9 protein-coding genes are annotated in these 11,075 nt (G+C 52.9%); 7 read left to right on the top strand and 2 right to left on the bottom strand.

The window, feature by feature from the left end:
* The first annotated feature begins 66 nt into the window (after window positions 1–66).
* From clpB to msrP, 5 genes are all read left to right on the top strand, one after another.
* A complete protein-coding gene (gene clpB, locus QQL62_RS10395) occupies window positions 67–2,673 on the top strand; it encodes an ATP-dependent chaperone ClpB (RefSeq protein WP_284378667.1) in 2,607 nt (868 codons plus the stop codon).
* A gap of 48 nt (window positions 2,674–2,721) precedes the next feature.
* Entirely contained in the window at window positions 2,722–3,108 is a 387-nt protein-coding gene (locus QQL62_RS10400) for a carboxymuconolactone decarboxylase family protein (protein WP_284378669.1), read from the top strand.
* Window positions 3,109–3,124: 16 nt separating this feature from the next.
* Entirely contained in the window at window positions 3,125–3,622 is a 498-nt protein-coding gene (locus tag QQL62_RS10405) for a hypothetical protein (protein WP_284378671.1), read from the top strand.
* A 296-nt stretch (window positions 3,623–3,918) separates the two neighbouring features.
* Window positions 3,919–5,412, top strand: a complete 1,494-nt coding sequence (locus tag QQL62_RS10410) for an FMN-binding glutamate synthase family protein (protein WP_284378673.1) — start codon at window positions 3,919–3,921, stop codon at window positions 5,410–5,412.
* A gap of 93 nt (window positions 5,413–5,505) precedes the next feature.
* On the top strand, window positions 5,506–6,438 hold the full coding sequence (msrP, locus tag QQL62_RS10415) for a protein-methionine-sulfoxide reductase catalytic subunit MsrP (RefSeq protein ID WP_284378675.1): 933 nt from the start codon (window positions 5,506–5,508) through the stop codon (window positions 6,436–6,438).
* A gap of 116 nt (window positions 6,439–6,554) precedes the next feature.
* Here msrP and QQL62_RS10420 read toward each other — a convergent pair whose 3' ends face one another.
* A complete protein-coding gene (locus QQL62_RS10420; protein ID WP_284378677.1) occupies window positions 6,555–6,680 on the bottom strand; it encodes a hypothetical protein in 126 nt (41 codons plus the stop codon).
* 233 nt (window positions 6,681–6,913) lie between these two features.
* The gene (locus QQL62_RS10425) at window positions 6,914–8,494 is read right to left on the bottom strand and encodes an OmpA family protein (protein WP_284378679.1); all 1,581 of its coding nucleotides are present in this window, start codon (window positions 8,492–8,494) and stop codon (window positions 6,914–6,916) included.
* A gap of 208 nt (window positions 8,495–8,702) precedes the next feature.
* On the opposite strand from QQL62_RS10425, the gene msrQ reads away from it, so the two are divergent.
* Window positions 8,703–9,338: a protein-methionine-sulfoxide reductase heme-binding subunit MsrQ gene (msrQ, locus tag QQL62_RS10430; protein WP_284378681.1), complete on the top strand. Its 636-nt coding sequence runs from the start codon at window positions 8,703–8,705 to the stop codon at window positions 9,336–9,338.
* Between the two features lie 329 nt (window positions 9,339–9,667).
* The gene (locus QQL62_RS10435; RefSeq protein ID WP_284378684.1) at window positions 9,668–10,831 is read left to right on the top strand and encodes a Hint domain-containing protein; all 1,164 of its coding nucleotides are present in this window, start codon (window positions 9,668–9,670) and stop codon (window positions 10,829–10,831) included.
* The last annotated feature ends 244 nt before the right edge of the window (window positions 10,832–11,075 follow it).

Here is an 11,075-nt window from a genome sequence, read left to right on the forward strand (position 1 = left end):
GGGCTTGCACCAAACGTGCCTATTCAGGGCGTTATTTAATCCGCAAGTGCCTAGATAGGAGTTAGCATGAACTTAGACAAGTTCACCGAGCGGTCGCGCGGCCTGTTGCAGGCGGCACAGACCATTGCAGTACGTGAAAACCACCAAAGATTTACGCCTTCGCATTTGTTAAAGGCCCTGTTGGATGACGAGCAGGGGCTGGCCGCGAACCTGATCCGCATGGCGGGTGGGGATTCTGATGCAGTGATGCAGAGCGCCGAGGCCTCTCTGCGCAAACAGCCGCAAGTGACCGGCGATGCCTCTGTGTATATCGATGGCAAGACCACCAAAGTCTTGGCCGAGGCCGAGAAGATCGCCAAGAAGGCGGGTGATAGTTTTGTACCAGCCGAGCGGATGCTGACGGCGCTATGTATGGTGAAATCAAATGCCGCCGATGCGTTGAAGGCAGGCGGGGTAACCGCACAGGCGCTAAATGGTGCCATTAATGATATTCGCAAAGGGCGCACCGCCGATAGTGCCAGCGCTGAGGATGGCTATGATGCGCTGAAAAAATACGCAACCGATCTGACGGCGCGCGCACGTGCGGGCAAGATTGATCCCATCATTGGGCGCGACGAGGAAATCCGGCGAACCATGCAGGTTTTGTCGCGTCGCACCAAGAATAACCCTGTGTTGATTGGAGAGCCGGGGGTTGGGAAAACGGCCATCGCCGAGGGGCTAGCGCTGCGCATTATCAACGGCGATGTGCCCGAAAGCATTCAGAACAAGACCTTGATGGCGCTGGACATGGGCGCGTTGATTGCCGGCGCAAAATACCGCGGTGAATTTGAAGAGCGGCTAAAGGCCATTTTGACCGAGGTGACCGAGGCCGCCGGCGAAATTATTTTGTTCATCGACGAGATGCACACGCTGGTAGGGGCTGGCAAATCCGAGGGTGCAATGGATGCGGCCAACCTGATCAAGCCTGCACTTGCGCGCGGCGAGTTGCATGCAGTGGGGGCGACCACGCTGGATGAATATCGCAAGCATGTGGAAAAAGATGCGGCATTGGCGCGTCGCTTCCAGCCTGTGATGGTAGAAGAGCCGACCGTTGAAGACACGATTTCTATTCTGCGCGGTATCAAGGAAAAATATGAATTGCACCACGGTATTCGCCTGTCGGATGCGGCATTGGTACAGGCAGCGGTGCTCAGCCATCGCTATATTTCCGATCGATTCTTGCCTGATAAGGCGATTGATTTGATGGACGAGGCCGCCAGCCGTCTGCGCATGGAGGTCGACAGCAAGCCCGAAGAGCTGGATGCCATTGATCGCGAATTGTTGCAAAAACAGATCGAGGCCGAGGCGCTAAAGCAAGAGAGTGATGCGGCATCCAAGGATCGACTGGCCAAGCTGGAAACCGATTTGGCGGTTTTACAGGAAAAGTCTGGCGAGATGACCGCAAAGTGGCAGGCCGAGCGCGATAAATTGGCCGGCGCACGCGACATCAAAGAAGAGCTGGACAACATGCGCATCGAATTTGATACGGCCAAGCGCGCCGGTGATCTAGCCCGCATGGGCGAGTTGCAATACGGTGTGATACCAGAGCTGGAAAAAGCCTTGGCCGTGGCCGAGAAGGCCGGTGACGATGTGATGGTGGGCGAGGCCGTGCGCCCCGAGCATATCGCATCTGTGGTCGAGCGCTGGACGGGTATCCCCGTGGACAAAATGCTGGAAGGTGAACGCGACAAGTTGCTGCGTATGGAACAAGCCATTGGCGAACGGGTGATCGGACAGTTGGATGCGGTTAGCGCTGTTTCCAATGCGGTGCGCCGTGCGCGGGCGGGCCTGAATGATCCCAAGCGGCCTTTGGGCTCTTTCATGTTCCTTGGGCCAACTGGGGTTGGGAAAACCGAGCTGACCAAGGCCTTGGCGGAATTTCTGTTTGATGACGATTCTGCCATGGTGCGCATTGATATGTCCGAGTTCATGGAAAAACACAGTGTAGCGCGCCTGATTGGGGCGCCTCCTGGGTATGTGGGCTATGACGAGGGGGGGGTGTTGACCGAGGCTGTGCGCCGCCGCCCTTATCAGGTGCTGTTGTTTGACGAGGTCGAGAAGGCGCACCCAGATGTGTTTAACGTGCTGTTGCAGGTCTTGGATGATGGCCAGCTGACCGATGGTCAGGGGCGCACTGTGGATTTTAAGCAGACGCTGATTATTTTGACATCCAACCTTGGATCACAAGCCCTAAGCATTCTGCCTGATGGTCAAGATGCCACCGAGGCCAAGGCGGCGGTGATGGATGCGGTTAATGCCCATTTCCGCCCCGAGTTCTTGAACCGCTTGGACGAGATCGTCTTGTTCGAGCGCCTAAGTCGCGCAAACATGGATGGGATTGTTGATATTCAGTTGGCGATTCTGGCGGCGCGATTGGCCACACGCAAGATCACATTGGATGTGGATGCGGCGGCCAAGACTTGGCTGGCGGATGCGGGGTATGACCCTGTGTACGGTGCGCGCCCTTTGAAACGGGTGATCCAGAAGAACGTTCAGGATGCGCTGGCGGAATTATTGCTGGCGGGCGATTTGATGGATGGATCATCGGTGAAGATTGGCGCAGATGCCAACGGGTTGCTGATCAATGGCGCGGGGGCAAAGCCCAAGGTTCCCGCGGGCGAGAACATACATTAACCTCATGGCCAGCGAGACCCGCTGGCCATTTTTTTTTAAGGATTTGTGATGACAGATAAGACAACCGAGATGGGGCGCGCATTATCAGAGCAGTTGAACCCCGGCATGGAAGAGGCGCTAGAGGCGCGCTATGGGCATTTGGTGCCAGGCATGGCCGAGGGGGTGGTGGATTTCGCCTATGGGCGCCAGTATGGGCGCGAGGGGCTAGCACTACGCGATCGCTATATTGCCACCATTGCCGCCCTGACAGCCGCAGGTGGACAGACCAAACCACAGCTGAAGGTGAATATCGCAGGCGGGCGCAAGGCGGGGCTGTCGCGCGAAGAGATTGGCGAGGTGATTTGGCAGATGGCGCTGTATGGCGGATTTCCGGCCGCGATTAATGGGTTGAATGCGGCGCTGGAAGTTTTTGCACAAGAAGACGCATCAGCGTAGCCAGAGGGGGATGGGCATGCGCGAAATTGTGGTGCGGGATAAGATGCAATCTGATTACTCTTATGGTCTTGACGCCGAAATGGGTCAAGATTTTGCGGCGGGTTTCAAACCGCATTTCACCCCTGCTGAGATGCTAGCGCATGGGGTGTTTGAGGGGAAATATATCAATGACTGCAGGGCCGAGTTCCCCAGTGAGTGGTATGCGGGTGCTAGGCTGTCTGATACCCCAGATGAGGAGCTGAATTATTTCGGAATTAAAAGCCGCCAGCCGCTGTCTATTTGGCGCCAAAAGGGGTGGATTTATGGCCCTGATCCGCGAGGCTGGTTTCAATGGTATTGTCGTTATTTTATGGGGCGGCGTTTGGCGGACATTGATGCGATACAGATAAAGCGCTGGCGTGCATTTGCGCGCCATGCGGGGCAGATACGGGCCAACTGTCATACTGGCGATATTTTTTGCAGACCGCGCCAGCGGCAGGGGCTGTTACAGTGGTCGTATGATCCATTTATTTAAGTTGAATTTGGTCTGTGCGCTCCTTAGGTATGCGACATGATGTTTATTGTGCGTTCATTGTTATTTAGTCTGGTGCGGCGGGTTATTGGCCTACCTGGGATCGCATTGATGGCCGCGCTTTTGTATTTCTATATGAAGAACAAGTTTTAGGGTCGGTGTGTTGCGTATTTTGGGCGGCTGAGGGGCCCTGTGGTCGGTTTTTTCAAGGTCGCCCTTGGCCTTGGGAAAATACCTCTTGTACCTTTGGGTAATCCGCATATCCTGCCTAAATAACAGCCAGTTTGGGAACAGCGAAAATGGGTTTTGTTAGCGACGCGTTGGGTTTTTTGGCCACGCTATTCATTACGGTTTTGGCCATTGGGGCCTGTGCGGTTGTGGTGATGTTCTATCTGGATCGCACCCAGACTGAGGATGCGGTACGGCGCAATTATCCCGTAATTGGCAGGTTTCGAAAATTGTTCACCGAGTTGGGCGAGTTTTTCCGCCAATACTTCTTTGCGATGGATCGCGAAGAGATGCCCTTTAATCGTGCACAGCGGGATTGGGTGGCACGCGCCGCGCGGGGCAAGGATAATACCATTGCCTTTGGGTCTACGCGCAATCTGACCCAGATCGGCACGCCGATTTTTGTAAACGCGCCCTTTCCGCCCTTGGATGAGCAGGCGGCCAAAACCCAGCCCGTGGAAATAGGCCCCTACTGCAAGACCCCCTATATGGCGGCATCTTTTTTTAATATTTCGGGCATGAGCTATGGGGCGCTGTCCCAGCCCGCTATTCGCGCCCTGAGCCATGGGGCCAAAACGGCTGGAATTTGGCTAAACACCGGCGAGGGCGGCTTGTCACCATATCACCTCGAGGGGGGCTGTGACATTGTTTATCAAATCGGCACTGCAAAATACGGTGTACGCGATATCCAAGGTGGCGTGTCGGACAGCAAGTTGCGCGAGGTCGCGCGCCGTCCACAGGTGAAGATGTTTGAGGTGAAGCTGGCGCAGGGTGCCAAGCCTGGCAAGGGGGGTATTTTGCCCGCAGAAAAGGTGAACGCCGAGGTCGCCGCTATTCGCGGTATCGAGGAGGGCAAGGCCAGCATTTCACCCAATCGCCACAAAGAGATTGCCAATGCGCAGGAGCTGTTGGATTTCATCGCGCATATCCGCGAGGTTACGGGTAAGCCTGTTGGGTTTAAGACCGTGATGGGGTCTTATCGCGCGTTGGAAGAACTGCTGGACGAGGTGCTGGCGCGGGGCGTCGAAAGTGCCCCTGATTTTATCGCCATTGATGGTGGTGATGGTGGTACGGGGGCGGCGCCTATGCCGCTGATGGATCTGGTTGGATTACCCCTGCGCGAGAGTCTGCCGCGGGTATCGGATATGTTGTATGCACGTGGATTGCGCGAACGGATTAAATTGGTGGCCTCGGGTAAATTGATTAATCCAGGGGACGTGGCATGGGCGCTGGGCATTGGGGCGGATTTTGTCGTGGCGGCGCGCGGCTTTATGTTCTCGCTGGGGTGCATTCAAGCGCTAAAGTGTAACAAGAACACCTGTCCCACGGGGATTACCACCCATGACACCCGCCTACAAAAGGGGTTGGTGGCGCGCACCAAGTCCGAGAAAGTGGCCAATTACGCCAAAGAAATGATCCATGAGGTGGAGGTATTGGCCCATTCCGTAGGCGTAGCAGAGCCGCGCCAAATTAGGCGCAAGCACATCCGCGTGGTACAGGAAAACGGCCAGTCGATTTCGCTGGCACGCATGTATCCACGCCCTGATGTGATGGTCGAGGATTAGTTCTGTAAGATTTCCAACGAAACTGTGATCACGCTTCATTTGTTTTCGAATGGTATCTACCCTATTTCAAGGGGAACAAAATGAGGGATGATCATGGCTATATTTCGCGGAGACTTAAAATATTCAGATATCACAGCGAAGGCGGATTTCTTAAATCGCCGGCAACTGATCGCCGGCGCGGCGGGTGTTGGCATCGCGGGATCGCTGGGCGGTGCGGCCACGGCCAAGGCGCTGAAGTATAAGAAAACCTCGTACAGCGTGGACGTGGAAACCACAGCCAAGCGGGACATCACCAGCTATAATAACTATTATGAATTTGGCACGCGCAAGGATGATCCTGCCAAAAACGCGCATCGCTTGACCACTGATCCATGGTCGGTGGAAATTGGCGGCTTGGTTGATAAGCCGGGGAAGTATGATCTGGATGATCTGCTATCTGGAATCGCATTAGAAGAGCGGATCTACAGGTTTCGCTGTGTAGAGGCATGGTCGATGGTCGTACCATGGATTGGGTTTTCTCTATCTGAAATCATTGCTAAGGCCGGCGCGCAATCTGGGGCTAAATATGTGGCTTTTGAGACATTGAGCCGCCCTTCAGAAATGCCTGGAATCGGGAGCAACCCCAGCTTCCCTTGGCCTTATGTTGAGGGTTTGCGCATGGATGAGGCGATGCATCCTTTGACGATGATTGCCACAGGTCTGTATGGTGAGAGCCTGCCCAAGCAAAATGGCGCGCCATTGCGTTTGGTGGTGCCATGGAAATATGGATTTAAGTCGATTAAATCGATTGTAAAAATTACCCTAACCGACAAACAACCCCCCACCACATGGAATAAGTTGGCTGCGCGCGAGTATGGATTCTATTCCAATGTGAACCCAGAGGTGGATCACCCCCGTTGGAGCCAAGCCCGTGAACGGGTGATCGGTGGCGGTGTGTTTGGCAAGCGTGATACGCCCATGTTCAATGGATACGGGGATCAGGTTGCGGGTCTGTATGCGGGGATGGATTTACGGAAAAATTACTGATCGGGCGCTTGCGCTGATATCAGTCTTTACAAAGCATTAAAGCAGGCGAGAGCCTGCTTTTTCTTTGTGTTGCCATGGAAACCTTGGATTGCCCGCCGCTAGATCGCGGCGGCGAATCAGCGTAGGTTACCGGTGCTTGGTAGGTAGGTGCGGTTCTGTGCGGTCTCGGGCGTAATCGGAGCGCAAGCCGCAGCAAGGAAGGCTAGTGCAGCAAGGGCTGTGGCCATTCGTTGTAGTTTCATTCCGTTCTCCTAACGTCGACTGCTTTATCAGTCTATATCGGCAGTATTTACTTGGACTTTTCTATTCAACTTAGTTGGTTTTATTAATAGTCCGGTTCATTCGATAGTCAATTTGCCGCCGTGACGACAATCTGCAAACGTGTTGAATTAGCAACTGTCCGCAAGTGCGTCTGTGATACCAGTATAGCCGAAATATGCCGACAATACCAGTGACGCGGTATTTTTCATTGAGCTTACCGGATAACCAGTTCCACCCGCCGGTTTGATTTCTGTCCGACTTCAGTTTCGTTATTGGCGATTGGAGACACAGAGCCCACACCGACCGCCAGCAATTTTTTGCGTTCTGCGCCATTTTTGGCCAGATAGTCTACCACTGATTTGGCGCGCCGCTGGGATAAATCCACATTGTATTGGTATTTACCAGTACTGTCGGTATGCCCGACGACAAAGAACTCTGCCGTCTTATTCTGTAGTATATATTGGTTTACAATATCTAACACATCATGAGATTCGGGCAAAAGTGTGGCAGAATCGAATTCAAATAAGACACCCTCTAAAACCACCGCGCCACTATCGGCGATAGAAATGGTAAGATCTTCGATGCTGCCGATGCCCACTTTGTTGGGATCGAAGGGCGTATCGACGATGATTGACTGGTTGATAAACCGATCCCCATTGGCGTGGCTGGCGGAGGCTACGATCATGAAATGTACGGTGGTGTCTCCCTGGATCAGACGCGCAGTCAGGATATTGGCATCCACCGCGCCCTTAGGGCTGATCCCCTTGAACATTTGTTGGTTGGTTTTCCAGAATGTTTCATCGATGCGAATATCGTCGTGGCCATCGGCGGTGCGGGTGCAGGCGGCGGTGGTTTCGCATTCGAAAATGATTTCTGCTCCCAATTTTTCCAATGCGACCTTGTAGTTCAGGATGATCTGATAGGTCGAGGCGGTTGGGTTTGTACTTTTGTAGGCGATATTGGTCACTTGGCCTTCCAGCTCTAGGGCGGGGGCGGATTGGCGCTTTTGGTCGTCGCGTTGCAGACGGCCGGTCACCACTTGTGCCTGATCATATTCGACCTGTGCGTATTTGTTGATGTAAAATCCCGGATAGCGTTTCAGTAGTGTGTGGTCTTTCGAACCTTTGATCTGATCTTTACGTGCGGCTGTTGCGCTGGAGACCACCTTGGGCAGGTCTGCAATGCTACCAATCTGAATTTTCTGATCGTCAAACGGCACGGGGGCGATGATGGTTTGATCGATTTTCAAATCCTTGGACGCGGAGAGGATCACCATGGCAGTAATGGCCTGTCCGTTCTGGGGGATTTCGGCGGTGATGATGGCGTAGTCGTATCTGTTCTCTTGGGGGATACTCTTTAGGAATGGCAGCGGACGCTGGCGAAATTCGTTGATGTTTCCAGCGACATTTGTATCAGTATTGGGTGTGGTGCATTCGGTGGTATCCGCACAGGAATAGACCAATGTGGCCCCCATGGCGTCAAAGGCCGCCAGATAGCTTTTGTAGCCATCATACAGTGCGCCACCCGCGCCCTTGGCGATGTATTTATGGCTGATCACCTGTCCTTCGACCATATGTACCTGTGTTACATCGGCCCCGGATGCATCCGCAACTATCGGCCCCGCGATCACCACGCTTCGGTCGTATTCGGTGGCTGCATATTTCTTGATATAGGTTTCTGGATAGCGGGCCAGCATGGGATGATCTTCGGAACCGCGCACATCTTTTTGTGCAGAGGCAAGCGTGCCAAAGGAGAGAAGCAGGCCGCAGAGGGCAATAGGGAAAAGAGAGCGCATAATTCAGCCTTTGGGTTCTGATTAATCAATACTATTTAGTACAATTTTTGCGTGTATTGATCGAAATGTCGAGACCATAGTTCGTTGGCGGGTTTGTAGGCCAAGAATTGCCTCTGGGTGTTGTAACATTTCCCACGGCGATGTTAAGGCAATTGTTTTGTGTGGCGTGTCATCTTGGCCTAAGAGTGCGGATAACAAAGGGGACGTTATGATGATTGTTACCACATTGAATACCGCCGCGCGCCGCCTGCCTACATGGGCCGTCTATATTGGGCTGGCTTTGCCTGGGGTGCTATATGTTTATTGGTTGTTTACCAACCAGCTGGGCAGCGACCCAATCCGGGCCTTTGAGCATCAGGTTGGGGAATGGGCATTAATGCTGATTATGTTCGGCCTGTTGATCACCCCCCTGCGCGATTGGTTTAAGGTGAACCTGATCAAGTTTCGCAGATCCATAGGGTTGATGGCATTTTTTTACACCATGCTGCATTTGGTGGCCTATCTGGTTTTTGATCAGGGGTTATATTGGTCCGAGATTTGGAAAGATATTGTGAAGCGCCCCTATATCACCTTTGGTATGGTCTCTGCGGTATTGATGTTGCCGTTGGCTGTTACATCCAACAACATCTCCATCCGTAAAATGGGCCCTCAAGTGTGGAACAAGTTGCACCGCCTGGTCTATCTGGCGGCGGTGGGGGCGGTGATGCACTATTTGTTGCTGACCAAAACATGGGAGGTTGAGCCCGCGGTTTATGCGGTGATCTTGGCTGTGCTTTTGGGGCATCGGGTGCGAAAGGTACGCACGAAACGCGGTGGTGCACGTAAACGTGCATCGGTGGGGTGATTCGGATGTCTTGGTTAACACATTCCTATGTGGAGAGTGGCCGCTCGAGCGCACAAGTAGACGGTGTTTTTTGGCGCAAATTAGCCATATTTAGGCCTTCTTTCAGCCATTGTGACAGCCTGAGATACTCCCATTTGACAAGTGATTTCGCACTGTGTATCCCCTTATTTAAGCGGCATTTTTTAGGGTTGCTGCAAATTTAAGTCAGATTCGTGTAAATTTGACGTTAATCGTATAAGTAAACAGGCAGAGCCGACCTCTGTACAGCAATAATAAATCTATTGCCGCTACAATGAGACATAGGTTTTGCAAAAGGTTGGGACTGTAGAATGGCAATTTTAGACTGGTCAGCGTTTGGCGCCGATGAGGCGACGGTAGCCAATGGCGCTACCGCGTTGTTTGGCACAACAAATGTAACACTTAATTATACCAATCAGGGCGATGGTACTGGGGTTGATGTTGAATCCACCTCTACACAGTTCGGCTCTTTCGGCAATGGTAATGCGCTAGAGCTATCCGGTAACGGTGCGGATGGTGGCGCCCAAGAGCCCTTTGGGACGTATGATATTGATATCGGATTTGACGAGCTGGTTTCTGGCGTGCAATTCCGCATCAATGATTTGGATCGGGCCGGTGGTGGCGGTTGGGATGACTTTCTAACCATCTCTGCAACCGACGATGCAAACAATCCCGTAACGATCAACGTATCTTTGGGTACGGGGAATATCACCACTGTTACCGGTAATGGTACCAATTTGGTGACCTTGGATGCGGGCAACGGTGGCGTAAGTGCCGCAGATGAAGAGGGCTCGGCCCTGATTTCAATCGCTGGCCCGCTGAACAACATTAACATTACATATGGTAACTTGGGCAGCACTGCGCAGCTGATCTGGATTTCAGACATCCAGTTCGATGTATTTGTGCCCCCGTGTTTCACACGCGGTGTTATGATCCTGACAGATCAAGGTGAGAAACCGATCGAGGATCTGGAAGTGGGCGACATGATTGTTACCCAAGATAATGGTTTGCAGGCCCTACGTTGGATTGGGTCGCGCCGCATGCCGGCCACGGGGCGGGCTGCGCCGATTTTGATTCAGGCGGGCGCGTTGGAAAATACCCGTGATTTGCTGGTTTCACCATTGCACCGCATGTTGGTCGCTGGTTGGCAGTCAGAGGTTTTGTTCGGCACGCCCAAGGTTTTGGTTGCCGCCAAGCATCTGGTAAATGATAAAACCATCCGTGCTGTTCATGGTGGTGAGGTAGAGTATTGGCATATGATGTTTGATGAGCATCAGGTTGTTTATGCCGAGGGCTGCCCATCCGAGAGCTTCTTCCCATCTGGGGTCAGCTTGAAAGGGTTGTCCGAGCAGGTGCGTGACGAGGTTCTGGAGCTGTTCCCGGAATTGGCCACTAAGCAAGGCTGCGGTGTTACCGCCTACCCATGCCTAAAGCAGTTCGAGGCCGAATCTTTGGTTCAGGCCATGGCGTCCTAGGCCTCTCTATAGTCTTTAAATTCAAAGCATCGCTGATTCAGCGGTGCTTTTTTTGTGCCTAGCGACTGGATTCGGGGGGGTAGGCTATGAGGAATGGTGGGGCTGGTTTCCTGTTTTACCGCTGATTTGCGATTCCTATGGGGGGTGTTGGTCGCTGTTTTCTATTTAGTGTTTGTTTTGTGCATGTTTGTTGATTTGTTTGTTTGTTTTGTTTGTTGATTTTATTGTTTGTTTTCGGTGGTTT

The sequence above is a fragment of the Amylibacter marinus genome (assembly GCF_030160015.1).
GTDB classification, from domain to species: Bacteria; Pseudomonadota; Alphaproteobacteria; order Rhodobacterales; family Rhodobacteraceae; genus Amylibacter; species Amylibacter marinus.

Bases quoted from the DNA above. Each gene is read 5' to 3' on its own strand.
- clpB (WP_284378667.1), top strand. From the start codon at position 67: ATGAACTTAGACAAGTTCACCGAGCGGTCGCGCGGCCTGTTGCAGGCG.
- QQL62_RS10400 (WP_284378669.1), top strand. From the start codon at position 2,722: ATGACAGATAAGACAACCGAGATGGGGCGCGCATTATCAGAGCAGTTG.
- QQL62_RS10405 (WP_284378671.1), top strand. From the start codon at position 3,125: ATGCGCGAAATTGTGGTGCGGGATAAGATGCAATCTGATTACTCTTAT.
- QQL62_RS10410 (WP_284378673.1), top strand. From the start codon at position 3,919: ATGGGTTTTGTTAGCGACGCGTTGGGTTTTTTGGCCACGCTATTCATT.
- msrP (WP_284378675.1), top strand. From the start codon at position 5,506: ATGGCTATATTTCGCGGAGACTTAAAATATTCAGATATCACAGCGAAG.
- QQL62_RS10420 (WP_284378677.1), bottom strand. From the start codon at position 6,680: ATGAAACTACAACGAATGGCCACAGCCCTTGCTGCACTAGCCTTCCTT.
- QQL62_RS10425 (WP_284378679.1), bottom strand. From the start codon at position 8,494: ATGCGCTCTCTTTTCCCTATTGCCCTCTGCGGCCTGCTTCTCTCCTTT.
- msrQ (WP_284378681.1), top strand. From the start codon at position 8,703: ATGATGATTGTTACCACATTGAATACCGCCGCGCGCCGCCTGCCTACA.
- QQL62_RS10435 (WP_284378684.1), top strand. From the start codon at position 9,668: ATGGCAATTTTAGACTGGTCAGCGTTTGGCGCCGATGAGGCGACGGTA.